Source organism: Zhongshania aquimaris (assembly GCF_019312595.1).
Lineage (GTDB): Bacteria > Pseudomonadota > Gammaproteobacteria > Pseudomonadales > Spongiibacteraceae > Spongiibacter > Spongiibacter aquimaris.
The window spans coordinates 337914-361614 of the sequence record NZ_JAHWDQ010000002.1 but is presented as its reverse complement, the minus strand read 5'-3'; the positions used below and the strand labels follow the sequence as shown (position 1 = coordinate 361614).

The 23701-nt window shown below is 47.7% G+C and carries 18 protein-coding genes; 6 read left to right on the top strand and 12 right to left on the bottom strand.

What is annotated here, in order from left to right:
- Window positions 1-21 precede the first annotated feature (21 nt).
- On the top strand, window positions 22-438 hold the full coding sequence (locus tag KXJ70_RS10460; protein WP_219043448.1) for a hypothetical protein: 417 nt from the start codon (window positions 22-24) through the stop codon (window positions 436-438).
- Here the strand turns inward: KXJ70_RS10460 and KXJ70_RS10455 are convergent.
- From KXJ70_RS10455 to KXJ70_RS10410, 10 genes are read right to left on the bottom strand one after another with little or no spacing between them, the layout of a single operon-like run.
- Window positions 432-1151 carry a hypothetical protein gene (locus tag KXJ70_RS10455; protein WP_219043447.1) on the bottom strand — a complete coding sequence of 240 codons (720 nt, stop codon included), beginning with the start codon at window positions 1149-1151 and terminating at the stop codon, window positions 432-434. The two genes, KXJ70_RS10460 and KXJ70_RS10455, sit on opposite strands and share 7 nt — an antisense overlap.
- Entirely contained in the window at window positions 1141-1953 is an 813-nt protein-coding gene (locus KXJ70_RS10450; RefSeq protein WP_219043446.1) for an FTR1 family protein, read from the bottom strand. The genes KXJ70_RS10455 and KXJ70_RS10450 overlap by 11 nt, the downstream gene beginning before the upstream one ends.
- A 33-nt stretch (window positions 1954-1986) precedes the next feature.
- Window positions 1987-2340 carry a cupredoxin domain-containing protein gene (locus KXJ70_RS10445; RefSeq protein ID WP_369409770.1) on the bottom strand — a complete coding sequence of 118 codons (354 nt, stop codon included), beginning with the start codon at window positions 2338-2340 and terminating at the stop codon, window positions 1987-1989.
- The gene (locus tag KXJ70_RS10440) at window positions 2337-3701 is read right to left on the bottom strand and encodes a sensor histidine kinase (RefSeq protein WP_219043445.1); all 1365 of its coding nucleotides are present in this window, start codon (window positions 3699-3701) and stop codon (window positions 2337-2339) included. The genes KXJ70_RS10445 and KXJ70_RS10440 overlap by 4 nt, the downstream gene beginning before the upstream one ends.
- Window positions 3698-4360: a response regulator gene (locus tag KXJ70_RS10435; protein WP_219043444.1), complete on the bottom strand. Its 663-nt coding sequence runs from the start codon at window positions 4358-4360 to the stop codon at window positions 3698-3700. Before KXJ70_RS10435 ends, KXJ70_RS10440 begins: the two co-directional genes overlap by 4 nt.
- Window positions 4361-4386: 26 nt before the next feature.
- The gene (locus KXJ70_RS10430) at window positions 4387-5058 is read right to left on the bottom strand and encodes a tetratricopeptide repeat protein (RefSeq protein WP_219043443.1); all 672 of its coding nucleotides are present in this window, start codon (window positions 5056-5058) and stop codon (window positions 4387-4389) included.
- A gap of 30 nt (window positions 5059-5088) precedes the next feature.
- The gene (locus KXJ70_RS10425; protein ID WP_219043442.1) at window positions 5089-5880 is read right to left on the bottom strand and encodes an SDR family oxidoreductase; all 792 of its coding nucleotides are present in this window, start codon (window positions 5878-5880) and stop codon (window positions 5089-5091) included.
- A 28-nt stretch (window positions 5881-5908) separates the two neighbouring features.
- Window positions 5909-6580 carry an iron-containing redox enzyme family protein gene (locus tag KXJ70_RS10420; protein WP_219043441.1) on the bottom strand — a complete coding sequence of 224 codons (672 nt, stop codon included), beginning with the start codon at window positions 6578-6580 and terminating at the stop codon, window positions 5909-5911.
- Window positions 6581-6591: 11 nt separating this feature from the next.
- Window positions 6592-8157 carry an AMP-binding protein gene (locus KXJ70_RS10415; RefSeq protein WP_219043440.1) on the bottom strand — a complete coding sequence of 522 codons (1566 nt, stop codon included), beginning with the start codon at window positions 8155-8157 and terminating at the stop codon, window positions 6592-6594.
- Window positions 8150-8920 (bottom strand): thermostable hemolysin, encoded by a 771-nt coding sequence (locus KXJ70_RS10410; protein WP_219043439.1) that lies wholly within the window; start codon window positions 8918-8920, stop codon window positions 8150-8152. The genes KXJ70_RS10415 and KXJ70_RS10410 overlap by 8 nt, the downstream gene beginning before the upstream one ends.
- A gap of 233 nt (window positions 8921-9153) precedes the next feature.
- Between KXJ70_RS10410 and KXJ70_RS10405 the strand changes: the two genes are divergently transcribed.
- From KXJ70_RS10405 to KXJ70_RS10390, 4 genes are all read left to right on the top strand, one after another.
- Window positions 9154-11328, top strand: a complete 2175-nt coding sequence (locus tag KXJ70_RS10405) for a molybdopterin-containing oxidoreductase family protein (RefSeq protein WP_219043438.1) — start codon at window positions 9154-9156, stop codon at window positions 11326-11328.
- 532 nt (window positions 11329-11860) lie between these two features.
- Window positions 11861-14860, top strand: a complete 3000-nt coding sequence (locus tag KXJ70_RS10400; protein WP_219043437.1) for a chemotaxis protein CheB — start codon at window positions 11861-11863, stop codon at window positions 14858-14860.
- 9 nt (window positions 14861-14869) lie between these two features.
- Entirely contained in the window at window positions 14870-16948 is a 2079-nt protein-coding gene (locus KXJ70_RS10395) for a sensor domain-containing protein (RefSeq protein WP_219043436.1), read from the top strand.
- Window positions 16949-17047: 99 nt separating this feature from the next.
- Window positions 17048-17455, top strand: a complete 408-nt coding sequence (locus tag KXJ70_RS10390; RefSeq protein ID WP_219043435.1) for a response regulator — start codon at window positions 17048-17050, stop codon at window positions 17453-17455.
- A gap of 2 nt (window positions 17456-17457) precedes the next feature.
- On the opposite strand, the gene KXJ70_RS10385 is transcribed toward KXJ70_RS10390, so the two are convergent.
- Window positions 17458-20523: a hybrid sensor histidine kinase/response regulator gene (locus KXJ70_RS10385; RefSeq protein ID WP_219043434.1), complete on the bottom strand. Its 3066-nt coding sequence runs from the start codon at window positions 20521-20523 to the stop codon at window positions 17458-17460.
- Between the two features lie 431 nt (window positions 20524-20954).
- Window positions 20955-21782 (bottom strand): SIS domain-containing protein, encoded by an 828-nt coding sequence (locus tag KXJ70_RS10380; RefSeq protein WP_219043433.1) that lies wholly within the window; start codon window positions 21780-21782, stop codon window positions 20955-20957.
- 247 nt (window positions 21783-22029) lie between these two features.
- Between KXJ70_RS10380 and KXJ70_RS10375 the strand changes: the two genes are divergently transcribed.
- Window positions 22030-23676 (top strand): hypothetical protein, encoded by a 1647-nt coding sequence (locus KXJ70_RS10375; RefSeq protein ID WP_219043432.1) that lies wholly within the window; start codon window positions 22030-22032, stop codon window positions 23674-23676.
- Window positions 23677-23701: the final 25 nt, after the last annotated feature.

Below are 23701 nucleotides of genomic sequence, written 5' to 3'. Positions count from 1 at the left end.
TACAAAGAAGATGAGATAACGATGCTAGGTAACCATAAAATAGCGATGAGTGACCGTAAAGACAGCCAGCGGCGGCGATTTTTTCGTCTTCCCTACCCAAGAACCGCGCAGCCGCCCTTGAATACCAATACTGGCGACTCGTATAAGGTATTGGAAATTTCAGAAAAAAGTGTGGTGATTGAGCTACAGCATGGCAAGCCGTTTCAAGTCGGCGAGGCCATTTGCGGCAAGATACTTTTTCACGATCAGGAATCTGAATTTATTGAAGGCACTGTTTATCGCCTAGACGAGCGCGGCGCGGTCGTGACCTTAAACAATAGCATCAGCTTTCACCATGTGATGCGCGAACAATCGTATATCAACAATCGCTTCCCGCTGTTTTTTAGGCAAAAAATGGCGGGTAGGCGCAATCCAGAAGACAGTTCAGATGATCAGTAAAACTCGTATTCCAGCATAAGACGAAAGCTGAAATCCGCACTATCGTCATCTAAACCAAACACCGTTCCCACTTCCCAGCGCAAACTATTCGCCCCACTCAAACGAGCAGCGCCCACCAATACAGGGCCAATGCCGCGATAATCCTCCGCCGAATAAAATTCTAACGCCGGTTCTAACATCGGGCGATAGCGGTAGCGCGCCTGCAGCGACAAGGCGGTTTCAAACTCATCACCCCTTGTCTCACTGGATTCATAAATGATACTGGCGTTGGCCGTTCCAACAAAGGCACCCCACTCCTTTAAGGCTATTATTTTTCCAGCAAGCTCTTCAACATCGCTGTCGCGACTATGCTCATACTCAACAATTGCACCCCAATCAACCGCATACTCGCCCTGCTCCGTAATTTGCCAACGCGCCTCTAATTCATAGCCACTTAGTCGATTGGCATCGTCTTGACCCTGCGCGCTGAGGTAGACCTCTAAGGCAATGCTGTCTGTAATGGCGGCACCAAAACCAAGGCGTTGAATAATGAAACCATCAGGTGCCTGCAAGCCGCCCTCCGCCTGACTTAAGCGGTATTCCAATTCCTTTTCTAAACTGTTTACATAGGGCGCGTATATTTTGTCCACCGGTAAGCCGTCGGCACTAGCCAATGAAGCCGCGCCCATTACTACGGCTATCGCTGAAAAATAATTGGCGCAATTATTCTTCATAGCCAGCCACCTTTGCGCTTACTTTACGTCGCTGCCAATGCCAATAGCGCGTCAGTACTACCGCCGCCATACATACCACGCCAAACAGATAAAGCACTAGTTGAGCCGGAGCGGGCGTTGCCTCATAGCCGGCAAGCGCATAGAGCAATTGTCCCGACAGACTCTCTTCTGATAGCACTGCACTGCTATCCCATAGCTGGCCGTCTGGCAATAAATCAGCCTGAATCAGCATTTTTCCCGCTTGCAGTAACATGCCACTAGCGACCACCGTTAATAACATGCAACCTAAAATCAACGTTCGCAGCAATGAAAAACTTAACAAACAATAGTAAAACAGCGCACAACAGCTAAGCCCGATGCCTAAACCAATAATCGAACCACTATATAAACTTACACTAGCGTGCGGCAGGCTTTGAAAGGCAGACAAATAAATATATATCTCCGAGCCTTCTCGCGACATTGCACAAAGGATAATGATCACCAGCACAGCTCGTAATGTCCCACTAACAGCGTGCCGCTGATAGTAATGGTTTATAAATTCAACACAGATATAGAGAAGACAGATATAAATAAATATTTGCAAACCCGCATCGACAACTTCTTGGCCTATACCACCAAATAGACTAGATATAAAACCTAGCTGACTACCTAAGCCAATTGACCCCACTACGCCACCGAGCACGCCCCACTTAAACCAACTACGTTCGATGCCCAGTTTGAAGCACAGCGACATTAATATGCTAACCAGCAATGCAGCCTCTAGCACTTCGCGAAGTACGATGATCACACTGGTTAATAGCATTGACACCAACCTGTATAAAAGCGATCTGCAAATTTATTCCGCAATGATTTTCCCCTGTGCACTTTTGGGATTAAATTCGCCAAAAAAAGGATATTCACCGGCGGGCAACGGACCGATAAAGATGAGCGACCGCTGCCCACCTAACACGACCTTTTCTCTGTTTAATTCGTAGCTTTCAAACTCTTCGGGTGTAGTATCTTCATTGCTGACCCACAATTTAATTTTGGTATTTGCTGGTATTACAATAACCGACGGTTCGAATAAATGTTGTCTAATCGCAACTTCAAACTCTGGCTTACCGGCAATGGCCGGCATGTAAAAAAGCACGCTTACGGCAAATAATACGAGTCGAAAAGCTGCCGTCATTAATACTCGTAAACTGCTCACTTTTTCTCTCCGTATTTTTCCATCGCTAAACTCCTGCTGGCTTTTAACGCAGTTCTTGTTTTAGGAAAATCAACGGTGACCGCCAGACCACAATCATTATCACCGGCGGCCATAGAAATATTTGCGCCATGCAATTCGGCAATATGCTCTGCGATCGATAGACCAAGACCACAACCGCTAACGCCAGAGCTATGACGATCACCGCCAACGCGATAAAACCGTTCAAATACGCGTTCTTTTACGTCAGCGCTAATACCCGGTCCATTGTCAACAACGACTAAACGATTTCGGTTTTCCAGGGCCTCTATTTTTACTTGAATCGTGCCACCATGCTGTGTGTATTTTGACGCATTTGTGAGTAAGTTTTGCAATAATATGCCGATTGCAAAACGATCTCCGTCAATATCACCATCACTGCCAAGCAACTCAATTATTTGATCCTTACTTACAAAATCACCGTAACGCTCTGCAATAACTTCACGCGCTAAAGCCGCCAACGAGATACGTTCAAATTTGGCAGGATAGTGATCGGGGGTAGTTCGGTGCAGCAGCAACATCTGTTCTACCAAATGCGCCAAGCGATCAACATCGCGCTCCAAACTAAGCAAAGATTCATTGTCTTGCCCATATTCATCGCGCAAATTATGTAAATGGATTTTAATCGCGCTAATCGGTGTTCGCAGCTCGTGGGCTGCATCCGCCGAAAAACGGCGCTCGCGTTCAAAGGATTCAGCAAGCCGTCTCAGCATGGAATTTACCGACTCAATAACCGGCATGAGTTCATTTGGCGCTTGTCCCACGTCTACCGCGCTTAAATCGTCGGCTGCTTTGCCTCGTAAAATTTTCGCCAAAATCGCTAGGCTTTTTAGCCCTTGCCCGATGATCAACCAAATCAATAAGCCCGCCACCGGCAGCACAACAACTACCGGTACTATCGATTCAAGAATGACGCTTTCTGCCAACCGGTAGCGGAGGTCTAACCGCTCCGCAATCATAATGCGATGACCGTTCACAAAATTAAAATAACTCAAGGTACGCCAGCGATAGCCATTAAAATTATTCTCGCTAAAGCCTTCATTCGCGGCGATGTATTGATCTGGCGCGTGTACCGAATGCCACACTAATTTGCCGTCGGCATTGAACAACTGAAACACCATACTCTCGTCGTCCGGCGCCGGTGCATTGTTTGTCGTGCGCAAGGGTACCGATGACAATTGCAGTGCCATCGCTTGAAGTTTCTGATCAAATAAATTCTCAGCCTCTACCATGCTAGAGCGATAACCATGAAGTGCGGCGATAAAATTAACCAGCATTAATGCCGACAGCACACTGACCAATAAAAATCGGCGCAGTGAATTCACCCAGTGCTCCCGAGTATAAATCCTACACCGCGAATATTTTTAATAAGGTCGTGGCCCAGTTTTTTCCGCAAATTATGCACATGAACATCAACGGTATTACTCGTCACCTCATCTCCCCAGCTATAGAGTTTTTCCTCTAGCTGTTCGCGGGAAAACACCTGCCCAGGACGATCGGCCAGCGCCCGCAATATCGCAAATTCGCGACGGGATAATTTTTGCACTTCGCCATCTAAGCGAACTTCGTGACTAGCAATATTAATAAGCACATTGCCAAATTTAAGCTCCGGCTCCCGAACGGGTGTATTGCGACGCGACAGCACCCGAATTCTCGCCAGCAATTCTTCAAACGCGAAAGGTTTGGTGAGGTAGTCGTCTGCGCCCGCATCTAATCCGGCAACCTTGTCGGTGAGGGCATCCCGCGCAGTTAAAATCAGTATGGGTAAACCGGACTGCAATAGTCGCAGCTCACGCAGCAGTGCTAGGCCATCAATATCTGGCAGGCCTAGATCCAAAATTACAATATCTAATTGACCGGCCTCGACATACCGCCGCCCGTCACCGCCGGTCGCCGCATGATCAACTGCATAGCCAGCACGGCGGAGTGCTTTTACGGTGCCGTCGGCCAGCGATATATCATCTTCAATTAACAACACGCGCATGAATTCGGCGTACCACCCTAACTAAGTCATTTTTGTTTTTGTTGCTCGGTAATTAATTCTAGCACTTCTCTGCGACGTTCTTGGTCAGCAAAAGCACGCCCCAAACGTCTAGGTGCAGTATACGCCCGTTCTAGATATTGGCGCGCCTTTTCACCCTGCCTTTGATCGATCAAATACAAGGCGTAAAAGTAATTGCTATCAATATCGTCTGGCGCCATCGCCAAACCTTCCAGCAAATAGGTCTCTGCCTTTTTATCACTGCCAAAGCCAATAGGCCAACCCGGTACTTGAAAGTACAGCGAGCCAAGGCTGGTGCGCGCGGCCGCCTGCAATGTGCCGCCGCCCAGTGCGATAGCTCGCTCTAAATCGACTTTCGCTTCTTTCACCAAACTCAGTGCGCCCAAGCCACCTTTTACGCCAGCATAGCTCGCTTTGATAATACCCCGCCAAACGTAAAGATCTGGATTATCTGATTTGGCACTTACCATGTTATTGGCTCTAAGTAGTAGTGATTCAAAATCGTGTTCTTGCTGACTCTTATCCTCCTGATATTGCGCCGCCGCCCAGCTCGTCTGTAGTTCAGCAACGGACGCACTAGCGGCTAATTCACTATTTATAGCGCCGTCGTCACCGAATGCGGAAAGCGCTGCCGTAAATATCAACAGAGCGAAACCAAGCCTAAGAGTGATTATTTTCATTTTCGCCAGTCCTTTCATGGTGAATGAGATCTAGACGGATTTTGCGTGGCGTAAAATCGCGCCTAACTGCTTTTTCAGCGCGCCCGACACCACAGTGGGGAACAGCGCATTGAGACGTACGAAGAAGCGTTCTGGCCAACCCAAATAGCGATTGCTACTTTTGTTTAACCTCAGCATCGCTAGCGCCGCAGCGGCAACAACTTCTGGCTCGTCGGCGGTATTGCCAAGCTCCGCATTCATGGCAACCACCTTGTCAGAATTCATTGCGGTATTTACCGCCCTCGGCGCTAGGTAGTGTATGGCGATTTTTTCATTGGCCAATTCGCGCTGCAGCGCCTCGGTAAATCCACGCAAGCCAAATTTGCTAGCACAATAGGCGGTAAAGCCCGCGTAGCCGATGCTGCCAAAGCCCGAGCCAATATTGATAAGCGCTGCGTTCTGACTTTTTAACAACAGTGGCATTAAGCCTTTGCACAAGCGCATTGGCGCCAATACATTCAACTGCAGCATGTGTTCTACTAACGCATCATCGGTTTCTACAAACAGGCCGAAGGACGATACGCCGGCGTTATTAACCAGCACATCTATCGGCGGACCGTCTGCGATATCGGTGCACAGCTCGGTAATTGCCGCAGCCGACGACAAGTCCGCCACTAGGTAACGGTGACTGCGCGGCCTTACTAAACCTTCGCGCAAGGCCGCCAGAGCATCGGGACTCCGGCCAACCAACACCAGGTTATGACCGGCGTTGGCGAAGGCGACAGCCAAGGCTCGACCAATGCCACCACAGGCACCAGTTAACACAATGGTTAATGTTGTCATGGCTTAGCTATTCCTTAGTCGCAATGGTTTAGGCCGCATGTTTTATGCCTCCGCGCCGACCCAGTTCACGAAAGATATTGCCGTATAAACCATAGAACATATTTGCACTGTGGATAATTTGCTCTTGATCGCGCTTATCGTCGATTCGGTTCATCAAGCCCTTAAAAAAATCGACATGCTCAATATCTAAGGCGCCGTGAGAAGTTAAATAACTGAAGGCCTTTTTGGGCAGACCTAAGCTCTGCTGAATTGCCCCTGCGGCATTGTCGGCAATCGCGATACTAGTGCCCTCTAACACCTGAACCATGCCAAAAAAACCTACTGGATTAACTCGATTGATCATGTCGTAGGCGTAGGACACCATTAACTCAGTCGCGCCTGCGGGGCGACTATTGCGCACCTGCTCGGCGTCGCCACCGCAGGCGGCAATGTCATTCAGTATCCACTCTTGGTGACCTAGCTCTTCTTCAATGTATTCCGCCACCGCACTGCGCAGCCATTCATAGCGCTCATCAAGGCGACCGCCACAGGTCATTAGCAAGGGCACGGTGTGTTTTACGTGGTGATAGGCCTGGGTCAAAAATTGAATATAGTCGTTTAAACTCAGCTTGCCGCTAACGCCCTCATTAATAAAGTCGATGCGATACAGCGACTCCCTCGCGGAGGCTGTTTCTATTTGTAGCTGCTCATAAAATCCCATTGTGTACTCCTTTAACATTTTAAGCTTGGCACGTCGTAGCCCAATGCAGAAACCGTGGTCTTAGTTTTGGGCAAGACGTCGAGATAGCACTCATTCACTAAATCAGCGTAATAGGCCAAAATCTCTTTGCGGCGCAAGCGTCCATTTGCGGTCAATAGGCCGTCTTCAACACTGAGCCGCTTAGGTAACACTAGCCAGCGCCGGATCTGGGCATAGTCTGGTAATAGCGTGTTGCATTGATTTATTTCGTCGGCGATTTGCCGCTTACTTACGCCTGGTGAAGGGAAAACCAGCGCACTGCAATAAGCTTGGCTGTCGCCGACCACCATGCACTGCTGAATGCTCGCCAAGGCCGACAACTCACTCTCTGGCCACTCCGGTGAAATATTGCGACCATAGCTGTTTACCAATACGTTTTTGCTGCGACCACGCAGCCACAAAAAGCCATCGTCGTCGATTTCGCCAAGATCACCACTTGCGACCTCAGTCAGCAACGGCTCGCCAGAATCCTGCAACAAATACCCTTGGTATGCATTGCCGGCAACCATAACCTGCCCCTCTACAATACTGACATCGCAATGGGCTAAGGGCTTGCCAGCAGAACCCGGCTTGTCGGCGCCAGGCCGATTCACACACACCACCGAGCCGCATTCTGACAAGCCATATCCCTCATACACTGGCAGACCAAGCTGTCGTCCCCGCGCAATCAACTCTGGTGCCACCCGCGCCCCACCAACAGCAAGAAATGTAAGGCTTGTCGGTGCACGCCATTCTCCGGCTTCGCTATAGGCGATAAGACCTTTCAAGATTTGCGGCAGTATTACTGCGCTATCGGGCTGCGATGCGGTAATCGTTGCCGCTAAACGCGAAATATCCAGACCAGAGCTACCCGCCCAACCGAGTGTTGCCAAGCCGGGTAACATCACCAGCGCGCCGCGCAATAGTGCGCTGTATACACCCGCCACATTTTCCAACAGCGTGGCAAGTGGCAAAACAGCGAGATAGCGACTCAGCGGCGTGTCTATTAAAGACTCATTTAAGGCTGACGCCGTTGCGAACTGGGCGGTATTTGATAAACACACCCCCTTGGGGTGGCCAGTAGAACCCGAGGTATACGTTATTTTTGCGGTGTTATCAGGCAAGACACTTTTGTTTGATGCCGCCTCTAAGCGAAAAACACGGATTGTTGATAGACCCGCAAGTGGCACTGAGCTATGGCTAATCCTTGTTCCAAATAACGCCGATCCACTAAGACCGAGGTCTTCGCAGTCACTAAGCAAGGCATCGACACCGCTGCTGTCGAGCGCGTGACGCATTTGCTCTGGTGTAAAAAAGCCAGGGAGCGGAATTAGGGGGATACCCGCTAACTGGCAAGCTAAGTCGACAATAATCCATTCTGGGCCGTTGTCTGCGGCGAGGCCAAGCCGCTCAAGACCTAAGGTATTCAATTGCGCGGCTACTCTAGCCACCGTATTAAGCAAGTCGCTGTAACTCAAGGTCAAACTCTCACCTTGAAGAGCAGGCGAGTCGCCAGACACGTTCGCCACCTGCTGCAGCGCGTCAATTATTTTACTCATACAGCGCTCGCAGATTCAGGCTGTCATCTACCTCTGCCAATTGTGCATCGCAGCTGCTTAGCAACATGGCCATCATCGGCTGCTTGGCAAAAACAGACACGGCATGGCGGGCATTAACGGCAATAACTGTGGGTTTGGTGTCGTAATATGTGCCCCAATCGGCCAGCTGAACACCTAGTCGACGACCATCGGCCTCGCACAAGGTATGCTGCTCCACCCGCAAGCGACGCAGTAATTTTTGTACCTCTGGCGTTGCGGTAAATACGGCCCACTCGGCTCCGGCTCGACAAATTAGGGACGCTAGTGCGATAAACAACATTTGACTGCTACCGCGCCAGGTCGACACTAAATTGCCTATTTCGACCAAGCTGCTGCGCTCAACGGGGCGACCTAATACCTCCCCCAGAAGACGCTCTGCGGGTTTGTCCATATACTGCTCTACAAACAAAGCATGACCATGACTCCCGCGACGCATACCAAGTACACCGGATATCTCGCGGCGAGCTCGCATAACAAGAAAGAAAGGTAAAAATTCCCGCAAGGTAGCGCCGTAAGTGCTGGAAAATTTGTTGGCGATATATGCCTCTATTTGAGCCCGTTCAGGCGCTTTACGGCCGAGCAGAAATAATTGCGGGGACATGTCGAGTGCTTCGCTAGACTGAGAACTAGCAGCTTGAACACCATCTAATCCGTTTTGACCTGAATCTGTCTGTGGACACTCTGTCTGTGTATACATCGTTGCGCGCTCATTCCGAGATTTCATGCTTGCAGCCTAAAGGGCGACATTTAAGAAAGACTTAAGAAAATGAGCTCGCCACGCATTTACGAAGATTTTTGATTCACTCGCCCACATGCCACCATAAAGAAACTATTTCCTGTTGACACAATTATTCGACGCAGTAGTATGGACTCAAATATGTGGGGCCACGTCAGATAAGGTCGGCGCCCTTACGCAAGACCAGCAAGTCATAACGATAAAAAGCGTCGGAGCGTGAAATGAAAACTAGCTACACCGTGTGCGGTATTTGCGAACAGGCCTGCGGCCTAAAGGTAAGCTCTGAAAACAATCAAGTTTTAAAAATAGAGCCAGATAAGGAGAACACGTTTAGCTGGCGGGATTATTGTATTAAAGGCGCCAAGGCCCACCTCGCCCTGACCCATCCCAAGCGCATCACCAAACCGATGAAACGGGTTGGCGACCACTATGTAGAATCAAGTTATGAAGAGGCCATTAGTAATATTGGCTCGCGCTTCAATGCCATTATTGATAAACACGGCGCCAACGCCGTCGGCAGCTACACCGGCAACCCCAACGGCTTCAATTTTGGCAGCGCGCTATTTCAGGCCATGTTCCTAGATGCGATTGGCACCGAAAGTCGATTTTGGGTTGGCTCGGTAGACCAAAACGCGCTGCATGTGGTGTCAGAAAACCTGTACGGCAATCCTTGGGTTAGCCTGCAAGCCGATATCGATTACTGCGATTACTTCCTCCTTATCGGCACGAATCCTCAAATCAGCGGCATGTGCTGGATAGGTTACTCTCCCGACGGCTGGAAGCGGGTACTTGCCCGTAAAGACGCCGGCGCAGAATTGGTTATTGTTGACCCGCGCACCACGGAATGCGCGTCTAAAGCCAGTCAGCATATCTCCCCTTTGCCAGAAACAGATTGGGCATTGGTGTTGGCGATGATCAAACTCATTTTTGATAATAACTGGGACAATGCGCCGAGCCAGCACCTTCACGGATTAGCCACATTAAAATCCCACGCCCAAAGCGCGGACTTAAACGCCCTTAGCCAGCTCTGTGATATACCATTGGATACCATTTATCGCCTCGCTGAAAAATTTGCTAAGGCACCACGCGCCATGGCCATTGGTCGAACCGGTGTTAGTCAGGGCCGCAATGGCGTTCTCGCCTTATGGCTTGTTCAAGCATTAAATCTAATTACCAACCGCGTAGAACAAGAAGGCGGTGTTTACTACGCCGTTGGTGTTCTCGATTTACTGGCCGCAGGCGATAAACTATTTCCAAAGTCCGACGCCGTTAGTCGTGTGCGCGGCAATAAAAACGTAGCCGGCTCACATAGCCTCGCCGAACTGCCAGATGAAATCACCACGTCGGGCGAAGGCCAAATTCGCGCTTTAATAATGAATAGTGGTAACCCAGTCGTGTCGGGCCCGGATGGCGACAAACTCGATGCGGCACTTTCGCAATTGGAATGTTTCGTCGTCATAGATCAATTCCAGCGTGAAAGTCACCGTCATGCAGATTGGTTAATTCCCGGCGATCACTTTTTAGAACGTTCTGAAATCAATCCCTTGCTGCAAGCGCTTAGCCCAGCGCCACGGGCACAAATAAGCCGCGCCGCCGTTGAGCTACCGGAGGGTATGCGTTACGAATGGGAGTTTCTACGCGACCTTACCATTAACATGAACAAACCGTTTGTGATGGGTAAGCAATGGTTAAACCCCGTAGTAAAAGCGACAGTGAAATTAGCGAATTGGACGGGTAATAAAAGTCACGGTTTTTCGCCAATGTGGCTATCTCGGGTGCTCGTTAAATCCGGCGGCATGTTTAAATGGAAAGACATTATTAAGGCCGAACATGGTCTTGGCAGTGTAGATACCCGCCCCCAGTTCGGCGCGCTATTCAAAAAATTGAGCACCGCCAATGGCAAAGTGAATATTGCGCCAGAGATATTTGTGCAAACCCTCGTCGAGCGTTTAAACGAAAAGCCCGCTGATACCTCCGTCTACCCACTTCAACTTATTGGCCGTCGCCGCATGAAAATGATGAACTCGTGGTCGGTGGAAACCAGCATGAGCGGTATGAAAGAACAGGAAATGAGCGGCGGCACCATTGAGATAAATATCGCCGACGGCGAAAAGCTTGGCATCATCGACGGCCAAACCGTTACTGTCAGCTCAGCGACCAACCAGCTACAAGCCAAGGCGAAACTATCGAAAGACATTCGCTGCGGCGTCGCGGTAATGGAACACGGCTGGGGCCATCGCACATTCGACCCCAAAACTGGAGAAGGTACCTACAACGGCGGAGTAAACCGAAATATTCTGGTTTCTAATACCGACCTTGACCCACTGTCGCGGGTGCCAAGATTAAATGGCACCCGGGTGAATGTCACTAGTGCAGTGTCCGGTATAAATGCATGATATACGGGGCCAGCCGCAGAGCGCGTTTCCGAAGGCATAGTGGGCCGGATGCCTGCTGAATTCAAAAAATCCATTGCAAAACGAATGCCCAGCAATATAAAACTCAAACTAGCAGCATCGAAATTACAAATAGCGATCTGCGCGCTGGCTTATAACAACTGGATCAAATCGCTCGCTGGAACAGGCAAAAGCCCGCTCCTTAACCAAGGGGTATGCGGCTTTTAATCTAATATTTATCAAATACTTAATCAATTCTCGCGCGCAATTCGCATCTCGGAAAATACTTATTTTCACCAAGCATAAACCCCATATACTAAGGGAGCTACTGAGTGGCACTCCAAATCTAGCCAAGACATACAGCGTCCAAAAGAGGCGCCTATCAAGTACCTTGGTGCTAGTTTTTTGCATTAACCTACTGTCAAAATACTTAAACGGCCGATTTAAGTAAATTTCCCCACGGAAACTTTGGAGGGGAATTCGCAGCATTCTACTAGCTATGTGGTCTGCATAACGAACACAAGGGATAGGTAACGTGCCCGAAGATAAAGATACCACCGCCTCTGTAAACACAGCAGCGGATAAGCCATTAATTATTGTCGGTGTCGGCTCCAGTGCCGGCGGCCTTGAAGCCCTGCAGATGATGATTTCGAATCTGCCCGATGATACCAATATGAGCTTTATCGTCGCCCAGCATTTATCACCGTCGCATAAAAGTATGATGGTTGATTTATTGCTAAAGGATGCGCCCATTCCCGTCTTTACCGCCGTGGACGGCGATGTCCTGCGTGGCAACACCCTCTATATATGCCCACCCAATCACAATATTGAAATGTCGCGCGACAACAAAATTGTGCTGACTAGCTATGTCGAAGCGCGACACACTCCGCGACCGTCAATAGATATGCTGTTTGAGTCTATTGCCACTCATAAAGGCGACGATGCCATTGGCATTATTCTGTCGGGCACCGGTAGTGACGGAAGTCGTGGCATACGCGCTATTAAAGCCGAAAACGGCTTTGGCATAGTACAAGACCCAAACACTGCCAAATACGACGGCATGCCCAATTCAGCAATTAACTCAGGCAATGTCGATTTAATTGTGCCACCGGAGCAGATCGGCGCAGAACTGAAAAGTATCGTGATGTTTCCCCGCGACAGGATCATTACTAGTGAAAAAACGATCCCCAGAGAAACCTATATCGGGATTATTCGCCTGCTAAAACTACACTCCAAAGTCGACTTTAGCCTGTATAAAGAGAACACCATATTGCGGCGTATTGAACGCCGCATGACCTCACTCAAAATCGCGAGGTCAGAAGACTATCTCCATCATATGGACACACACCCTGAAGAAATAAGACTTCTGTTCAACGATATGCTGATCGGGGTAACCTCTTTCTTCCGAGACGTCCGCGCATACGAGGTCTTGCGCCGCGAACTGAAACTCTATCTGAAAAACAAAACCGACAATATTATCCGCATTTGGTCAGCAGGCTGCTCCACCGGCGAAGAGCCTTACACGCTGGCCATGATCATCAGCGAACTATTGGGTGACAGAAAAAACGAATACAAAATCCAAATATTTGCCACTGACATTGACGAGCAATCCATCAACTTTGCCCGCGATGCGGTCTATCCAGAAAGCGCACTACTCAATTTACCCAAAGAAATTAAGGCCAAATTTTTTACCGTTAAAGGCGATCAATACGAAGTCATCAAGCCGATTAAATCAATGGTGATTTTCTCTATTCACGACATAAATAAAGATCCGCCATTTCTGCGCTTGGATTTGATTACCTGTCGTAATTTGATGATTTACTTCACCGCTGAATTACAGCGTATGCTATTGCCGACCTTCCATTACGCCCTCAACCCAGGCAGCTTACTAATGCTGGGAATTTCTGAGTCTATCGGCCTGTTTCAGGAACAATATCGCGTAATTTCAAAGAGCACCAAACTGTATCAATCGGTTTCAATCAATAAGTCCCTTCCCCCGGAGCGAGTAATGCACAATCGCCGGATTCCCGACTATATTGACCCAATACCGGCAGCCGAAAAGCAAGTCATATCACCAACCAAGCAACTGGATCAGGATTACAGTGGCCTTATCATGGAGGCCCTAAAAAATCGAATATTGCCGAATGCACTTCTCGTTAACGAAAACCAAGATATTGTATTTAGCGAAGGCCGCAATGAACTTCTCATCAGAAATGAGGGCATTCCCAGTAACAATGTGTTTAAAAATTTTCACCCTAAGTTGGTAGTAGAGCTGCGCTCTTCACTGCATGAAATAGACATCGGCAAGCCCTTTGTCGACACCGGCTATCAAAACATTAAACTCAATGACGAAAATGTTTGGGTAAGAATGATGCTGGTCAGAGTAGACCGCTTGCCACCACTGGGCAGATTCACGGTTGTCTTTACCGATATCGAACGTCCCTTTGCCCTGCCAGCGTTAAATGATCTTGAGGGAAACATTAGCACCGAAGTCGTTAAAGAGCAGGAACGTCTTCTAAACCGCACTAGAGACCAGCTGCAGAATGTTATTGAAGAGCTGGAAACCTCTAACGAAGAAATGCAGGCGATGAACGAAGAGCTGCAAAGCTCCAATGAGGAATTGCAGAGTTCAAATGAAGAATTAGAAACCACCAACGAGGAGTTGCAGTCCACCAACGAAGAACTGCAAACAGCCTATGCCGAACTACGCATGGCTTACGAAGAAAAAGAACAGCAGCAAAGCGAGCTGCAAATTTTACGCACCGATTTAATTCAATCTAACAACCTCTTGCACGAGGCCGAGAAAATAGGTCTCAGCGGTTCCTGGATGTGGGATATTGAAAACCGTCGTCTAACTTGGAGCAACGGCTGTTTCGCGTTATTTGATGTAAATGTCGAGGATTTCCAGCCGTCATTTGAAGCCTTCATAGGCCTGATTCATCCCGATGATCGCAACCGCCTCGAAACCCAAATGAAAGAAATGCTGCTCAAACAGGTCAAGCTCCCTATCACCTTTAAAGTTACCGGCGCGGATCAAGAAGTTAAAATCATTTCACTTGATGCAGTGGTTTCTTTCAATGAACTGAAGCAAGCAACCAAAGTCATGGGCACCATGACTGATATCACTGAAAAAACTCATTACGAAAAAAACACCAGTGCCTATAAAGACAAAATTAACTACATACTCACCAGTAGCCTAAATTGTGCCTATATCTACAATTTTATTGATAAACACATAGAGTATATCAATCCAACATTGACCCAGCAGTTTGGATTTAGCCTTGCCGATTTAGAAGACTATAGCGGCGACGCCTTTTTCAAGCTTTTTGCCAGTGACGAGCAAGAAAAAATTAAACAACATTTTGACCGAGTCAGGACCGGCTCACCGGGTGCAACCTACCCCAGCAAATACGCGTTTAAAAAGCGGGACCCGAATGGCTTTACCCATGTTTACGCCAATCACACCGTTTACGACGTAGACGAAGCCACCGGCTTTGCTAGCAAAATGCTAGTGACGTTTTTTGCGGCAGAGTAGGCTGAATCTATGCGACGACATCCTGCATACAATCCAAGACCAAATGTATTAAATCGACAAACCGAAGCCCATTCCGGTAGTGGTGAAAATTATGATCGCTATCCGACGCCCTACCTAATCATTGATGAAAAATACTGGATACTCTACGCCAATAGTGCAGCCCTGCGCGAAATAGACACGAACCTGCTAGACGGTATACAAGATATTAAGCGCAACAATCTACTTCGCTACATCAAACGTGGAACCACTGAATTCTTAGATTGGATAGACGCAGATCTGCATGAGCCATTAGAACTTCTGGTACGTTGCAATAACCAAGCCCGACGCTGCTTACTCTATAAAAGCATCGTGGAAGAAAACGCCTCACAGCAAATTCACATCACTTTACTTATTGTCGATTCTCAAAATTTTGCCGACGCAGAATTCAACACACACCGTCTAGTATTCACCAATACCAACCAAGCAATTTATGTATCGAATAGTGCTGGCAAGATCACGGCAGTAAATCCTGCCTTCTGTCATATGTTCAAATATACCGAACAGCAAATTATCGGCTGCGACGAAGCCATACTCTTTGACGACGCAACCAAAATGGTACGAAGTGACGAGATCAAAGCCAATTTAGAACACTCGGGCTCTTGGATGGGACGCATCAGTATTGTCGACAGCAAAGGCAATATATTTCCGTCGTCCTTACACGCCAGTACAGCAACTAAAGAAAATAGCAGTGATTACTTAATCGTCGGCATTATCAAAGACATCAGTCAACAACTGCTAATGGAAAAGCAGCTAAAAGACCATGCCGAAATAGACAGCCTCACCCAACTTCAAAATCGCTTAGCATTCAATCGTTACTTTGCCGACACCTTTAAAGAAGCCCAGCGCAATGATGAGCAACTGAATTTGTTATTTATCGATCTCGATAAATTCAAAGAACTTAACGACCAGTTCGGTCACGACTACGGCGATGAATTACTGATTAATGTCAGTCTAAGGCTACAAAATACCCTGAAGAAAACAGACTTTATAGCCCGACTCGGTGGTGATGAGTTTGTGGTACTTTTTCGTGGCGAACTACAAAAGGAAACACTAATTACGCTGGGGAGTAAACTAATAAATGTCCTCGCCGAACCCTTTACGCTAAAAGATATTCGCTATCAGTGCACGTCAAGTATTGGCATTGCGCGATACCCCCACGATGCAATAACGGCTGAGAAACTGGTACAAGCAGCTGACAGCGCTATGTATCTCGCGAAAAAATCGGGGCGAAATTGCTGCAGCCTATACAATGAAGATGCGCAACAGCGAGCTCACGCTGTAGTTGAGCAACGTGCAGAATTCAAAGACGCCCTTGCCAATGGGCAAATAAAGACCTATTTCCAACCAATTCACAATTTACTGACCGGCAAAGTAATCGCTTACGAAGCATTAGCCAGATGGGTCCGCAGTGACGATGACATTCGTATGCCCACAGAATTTCTACCTATTATCGAGAACGATGTATTAATGATAAAGCTGGGCTTGCAGGTCATAACGCAGGTCTATCAGCTTTCAGGTATTTTTTCGCGTATGTCATTGGCCACAGGGGTATCCATTAACCTGTCGGCAATACAAATTCGCTCCGAAGAATTGATTAGCTATATTGAAACTTTATTTGCAAAACAGGGTTACGATTACTGCCATAATATTCACGTTGAAATCGCGGAGCCACTGGTCTTTGAGAAAGACCCTGTAATACTGGACAATTTAAATCGCTTAACTGATCTTGGCTTTCAATTAACTCTAGACAATTTTGGTAGGGGCAATTCCTCTATCTATGCACTTAAGCGTATAAAATTTTCTACCGTCAAAATAGACCGCGTCTTTCTTGAATCAATGGGGAGCGAAGATTCCCAAGACGCGCAGATTTTAACGGGGCTGATACAGTTATTACATAATTTAGATGTAAAAATTATTTGCGAAGGGGTGGAGTCTCAGGAGTACGTTCACTTCCTGCTAGATCGCGGCTGCGTGCTCGCCCAAGGCTGGCTTTTTTCCGAAGCCATGGCCAAAGGAAAAATCCTGCAGTATCAGCGCCAACTTACCTAACACTACTCCTCTGCGCTGCAAATCGACTATACTCCTAGACAGAATGCCAAATTAGTCGGATTTTCACTTCTTCACTCCGCTAACTTTTAAGAGGTTACAGTGACTAAACAAGGCGCGAATGTCCTTATCGTCGACGATGAACCCGCATCGCTAGAGTCACTGTGCGTGATTCTAGAGCATGGCTGTCAATTATTCTTGGCAGAAACTGCTAAGGCTGGACTTGATTACCTTGCCAAACATAAAATCGACTTAATACTGCTGGACGTAGATCTGCCAGATCAAACCGGATTTAGTGTTTGCAAGCAGATAAAGGAGCACCCCGATACCAAGCATATTCCGGTGATTTTTTTGACAGGTTACGACGGTTTAGTTTTTGAAGCTCAGGCATTTCAAGCTGGCGCCGTTGACTTTATTACTAAACCCGCCAGCCCATACCGCGTATTAATGCGGGTCAATGCCCACCTCAAACCCGAGTATCATATCGAGATGCAAAGCGACAAAAAATAAGCTTAATTCTCGTCTTCTGGTACATCCACATATACTCTCAATATTTTTATTGCCTGCTTAATCGCATCAAAAAGAGGCCTTAGTGAAAGATTAGGGTCCTTAGATGCTTGCTCAATCATTTCGCTGTTTAGTTCGGCCAAGCGGACAGCACCAACCGAAGCAGCGGCACCAGTTAGCCTGTGAAACAGGCGCTGCTGATCGCGGATACTAAGCTCGGGATTATTTTCACAAGACACCAGTTCTTTTTCCATATCCTTAACAAAGGCGACCGCTACCCGTCGGTACGCCTTTTCACCAATATATTGATACATTGGGTTTACTGAGGTGAACTCCGGCATCGCAAACAAGCCGTCAAGAGATAACGCACTGCCACTGCCCACTTCTTTCTTAAAAGATTGCGTTCCAATTTCCGGCGACGCGGAAAGCGGCGTCCAATATTGGAGAATAGTATTAATCAACTTTTCTACATTGATTGGCTTGGCAATATGGGCATTAAATCCCGCAGCGACTGCCTCTTCAATATCACTGTCAAAGGTGGCCGCCGACAGGGCAATAATAGGTAGTTCTGTCTCCGAGTACACTTTACGCATGGCCCTTGCTGCAGTCAGGCCATCCATAACTGGCATCTGAATATCAAGAAACACAATATCAAACTGCTTATTCTGTACCTGTTTAAGCGCCTCCATCCCATCATTCACCATTGTTACGCTCAAACCAAAGCTGCCGAAAAGCTCTTCCAGTAAAACGCGGTTATAGGCATTGTCATCTGCCAGAAGAATTTTAGGTGCACTGGCCCAACTTAACTTCTCGCGCAAAACGCCAATCAGCACCTCTACTAAATCTGATTCAGTTCCAGCAGCTCTAATCAATGAAATTACATTCTTTTTCCCAAGCGCCTCCAGCAAGCGCGACATGGTCACCGGCTTTTGCAGAATTGTGACTCCTGCCAAGTCTGGCGCGCTCAGCACCTCGGCGTGATCGACTTCCAAAGCCATTAATATTTCTTGGGGACGGGCATGGGCCCGAGAGTCAAGGTAGGTATTGATTCGCTGAATTAAGGCGGCGCCATCAGTCTCCGACAGACGCTTTTCCACAATCAAAAGATCGAATTGCTCACCCGAGTCCGCTCGCTCAACAACCGCATAGAACGCAGCCTCGCTGCTGAACAATGCGCTTGTTTTGCATCCCCAATAGGAAAACATTTTATCGAGAACCTCACAGACCCTAGGATTCTCCTCAACAATTAACACCCTTTTTGGCAATTCCGTTCGCAGCTTAACGATCTCGGCACTGAGCTCCGCTACTACCGGCAGCCGCAGAATAAAAGAAAAGCGTGAACCTTCGGTCAACCTACTTTCAACGTGTAACTGGCTATCCATTAACTCAAGCAAATGCCGAGTGATAGATAAGCCCAAGCCGCTACCGCCGTATTTACGCGTTACCGAAACATCCGCCTGTACAAAAGGTTCACATAGCTGGCTTAGTTCCGCCACATCAATACCTATGCCGGTATCCGCCACGCAAAACTGTATTGTGGCGCTATTATCGGACCTTGCTATTAAATCAACACTAACTGTTACACTGCCCTTCGTCGTAAATTTAACCGCATTGCCAATAAGATTATTAAGCAATTGCTGTACGCGTAGTGCATCGCCACTGAAACTCAAACTAGATAGTTCGGGAGCCACCTCAGAAATTAATTCAATGCCCTTTGCTTGCGCCTCATTAGAAAATAGCACCATGGAACTATCAACCAAGGGGTCGATCGACAACTCGCTGCTTTCAAGCTTAATCCGGCCAGATTCTACTCTGCTTAAGTCGAGAATATCGTTAATCAATAACAGTAAGTTCCTCGCCGCGGCGCTTGCAACATCAATATTGCGGCTTAAGTTTTCAGCATCGGGATTACGACGAATAATTTCCAGTAATCCCATAATCGACGTTAAGGGCGTGCGGATTTCGTGGCTCATATTTGCCAAAAAATTCGACTTGTATAAATTGACCTTTTTGACCTCGTCTACCTGAAATTGAAGGTCACTATTCAGCTCGTTGAGCTTGCGATCATAACGATACACATAGACCGCAACGGCAAGAGAAAACAATAGGAGTAGAATCAATATCGGCAGTTGCCCCAGCAGGGCATCACGACTTAGTTTGTGTAAATAACTATCACTCAAATAAGTATGTATATAGTAGGTTTCCTTACCTGTGCTCAACAGGCCATTTAATCTTTCCAGCCTCTCGGTGTCGCTGCGATGCTGATCGACAACATCGTCATCTGCCAGTGCAATCAATTTCTTTAAATGGGCCTCGCGATCAATATTTCGCTTCGGACCCGATAGCCCAAGCAGCGACGCCCATGCGCTATCTGAGTCATCTGTATCGATTAATAAATTGCCAGACGAATCAAGCAAGCGGAACACCACGCCAGCGCTTGCAGATGTATAAATTGCATCAAATATCGACGTCAAATCGACATTTAACACTATGAGCCCCTCCGTGAGCCCATCTTCTTTACGGGTAGGTATGGCCATTCGCAACGTCGGCTGAAATGGCTGCACTATTTTTTCCTGCTCAATATTCAAGTCAATTGGCGAAATATAAATCGCTTCCTCCAACTCACTCATTGCTTCTACATAGTAATAGCGGGAGGATTTGTCCTGTAAAACTTCCGCCGAAATAAACGCCTCACTCGCTCTTCCAGCCCTATCGATTCGGGCTCGTTCCATTCCGTTTTCGTCTATCCAACGAATTTGAGAAATCAATCTATTACTTGAATAATCTAATAAAAATGTTTCTAAAGACTGGCGATCGAGCGACGCATTCGGCTTCAATATCTTCTTGCGGATGATGCCAAGTTTGATATCAAAAAGCACAAAACCCAACTTGCCTACTTCATTCTCGAAGACATTAATATTGCGATCGCGAATAGTATCTAGGTTTTCCAGACTGCGGCTGTACACCGTATTTCTATCTTGGTTGTACAGCATGCCAATGATGATCACTGAGAGTATCGACAATGCCACAAACGAGCCGATAGCGCGTAATATAAAAATTCCTTGAGTCACAGCACTTCCCTCTCATCAACTAACTGCTATAGCATTGACTGCAGAAAGCCACAGCAGCTATTTAGAGCACCACATGCACCACTCTTCTATGGCTTTAACTATTGCCTATAAACCATATCTATACCAAGCCCTATCATTACATATACAGCAAACTATATCTAACGCCTACACTATAACGCCGATTAGGTGCTTTGTGATTTTGGTGCGTCACACTGAAATATAAGTGACCCAGAACCATTCGCAACACAGGGAATGCATCACTATCACTAGGGATAATTTACATTCCACCATGCTCACTACCGCGTAGACAAAATTCGCCGAATATTAACATGACGAAAAGGAGGGAGGCGTCGCAATTAAAGTTTGAACTCACGGAAATGTGTATGAAATATTATATTCTATTCCAAAAATCACTGAAAAAGAAAAAACACTCACTCTTTTATATCTGTACGCAGCACCTGCAAACCTTTTTCTATTGTCTTCAAATGCTCGCGCACACCCGCCTTGCTGTGCGAAATTCCTACCGCCAGAATATCCAGCACCGCCATATGCGCAAGGCGCGATGGCAAAGGGGTGTAGTCGCCCTCGTCCATGTCTACGTCGATATAAATGGCGAGGTCTGCTTCCGCAGCAACAGGTGACCCGCTCGGCGCGAGCGCAATTACCGGCGCACCGTTGCGTTTGGCTAAGTTTATGGCATCCAATAAAGCCTTGGTTCGGCCCGATTGGGAAATGACCACCACCACATCTTGCTGGCTCAGAGACATGGCCGACATGGCTTGCACATGGGGATCGGAATACACACTGGCCGATATTTGCAGTCGAAACAGATTGTGCTGGGCGTCGGTGGCGACGGCAGCCGAGGCGCCAAAACCGTAAAACTCAACGCGACGGGCGTTGCTTAGTAGTTCAACTGCTTGTTCGATTGCAGAGACCTCGATGCTGTCGCGGACCTTTTTTAAGGCCTCCATCGTGGAATCGAACACTTTAAATGTGTATTGGCGTGCAGAGTCCTCGTCGCCAAAGCTAAATTCTTCGTACTCGGGGCTGTGGGCAATATGCTGAGCTAGCGCCACTTTAAAGTTCTGAAAGCCGTCGCAACCCACCGCGCGGCAAAAACGCACGACGGTGGGCTCGCTAACATGCGCTTCCTGAGCAAGGTCAACAATCCGCATATGAATGACTTCTTTGCGGTTTGCCAGAATATAGTCCGCCACTTTGCGCTCAGAGCGGCGCATTTGCTCTCTGCAAGTTTCCATGGCTCGGATGATATTTCTCGGTCGCAAATTTAACTCCGGCATCTCGAAATTATTAGGCTTGGGCTTTCATTGTAACTCAGCCTATGAGCATTGGCCTCTACTCGTCACTAAACGTCGCCCTCCCCAATATTGGGGAAGCCTCTTCGCGGAATAAGACTTAGCCTTAATCTTAACCTCACACCGAATGCAAGCTATGTATTTTGAGTAGGTCTTTTCTAAAAATAGTATTGATATTGGAGTAGCTGTAATGAAGTTAAAATTGCTTGGTTTAAACTGTGTGCTTCTTATCACCGCGTGCGGCGGTGGCAGTGGCGGCTCTGGCAGCGGTGGTTCCGGCGTTCCCAGCGATAGCCTCAAAGGTATTTTTACCGATAGCCCAGTATTCGGCGTGAAGTACCAAACTGATAGCTTGGAGGGCCTGACCAACGCCCTAGGTGAATTCGACTACCGCGAGGGAGAGTCAATTGTATTCTCTATTGGCGATCTGCAGTTCCCCAGTATCAGCGCAACACAGCAAATCACGCCAACTGACCTCGCCCAGGGTAATAGTGAAGTTCGAACTAATATCTTGCAGCTACTGCAATCACTAGACGACGATGGCAATCCCGACAATGGCATTTCAATCTCAGCAGAAGCGGAAAACGCCTTTAAAGATAGTACCTTAGACTTAGCCAGTGCCAACTTCGACAGCGAAGCCCAAGCGATACTGGATACCATCGGCGACGGCATTGAGCTGGTCAGCGAAGAACAGGCTGAGGCACATTTCCTGAACGCCCAGGAATCCCAAATCCTCGGTAGCTGGCTATACAGCGAAGGTGACGGCAAACGCAATATTCTGACCTTCATTGATACAACTCGATATATCATCATTCACGAGCATAGCGATGACGGCGATCAAACCGCTGGCTCGGTTGAGTTTGGAAATTACACATGGGATGTCGACAACGGTGATTTCAGCACATCGCTCATCGCCCAGTCCGATAACTCAGGCGGGCTTTACGACGATGGAAGCTCCGTATCGACTGCCACCGTCACTGGCGACACCCTAAGCCTCACCTTTACCGATGTCGACAGTGACACGGTCGTGTTTAGCCGCGTAAAAAATCTGAATCAAGAATTACAAGGCGCATGGCAACTCTATGAAGCCGATGCGGATAACCTAAATATACTGACTTTTCTATCTGACAGTGAGTACGTCATCGCCCACACCAACAATCTAGAAAACTATGATGGCGAACCCCAGCAAGCCTTATCTGGCGAGTTTGGTACATTCTCAATAAATGAAGGCAACTATACTTTCACAGCCAATGTCGACAGCGACGGAGATGGTGGCCTATTCAATAAAGACGATCTGGACGACAACACTAGCGCATTTACTGTTGAGCGGTGGGGTGACTTAAAATTCGTCGACGAGGGAGATGAGATATTCTTTGCTCGGGTAGGACAGTTCACAACCACTCTTGTTGGTGATGGCGAAAACTTGGTAGACATCCTCGTTAATCGGTACACCGGATTTGATGAGGCAGAGTTAGTCGGCAATTGGCAGATCACATCTACCTCGCCGTCTTATCATGACAAGGTCGGCTTTGTGGAAAGCTTCAGCATTCAACTTAAGGACGATGGCACAGGCACCGTGACTTTCGACGAAGATGATGTCACGACCTTGGTTTGGAATGTCAACTCCGCAGGCACTCTGTCTTACACTGAGACAGACGAGTTTGGCGACACATGGTTTCTCAACTTCGCACCCGTAAAAGGTGCAGCGAATAGCGTGTTAATCAACAGCAAGAGTCCCGCTGGCCAAGAAGATTTCGCCGATGTACTCGTTGAAGCTAGCTTTACGCGTATTGCAGATGAAGGACCAATTAGTGAGGAAATAGCAGCTCAAAAATGACCGCATAGGGCCCAGCCCACAATAA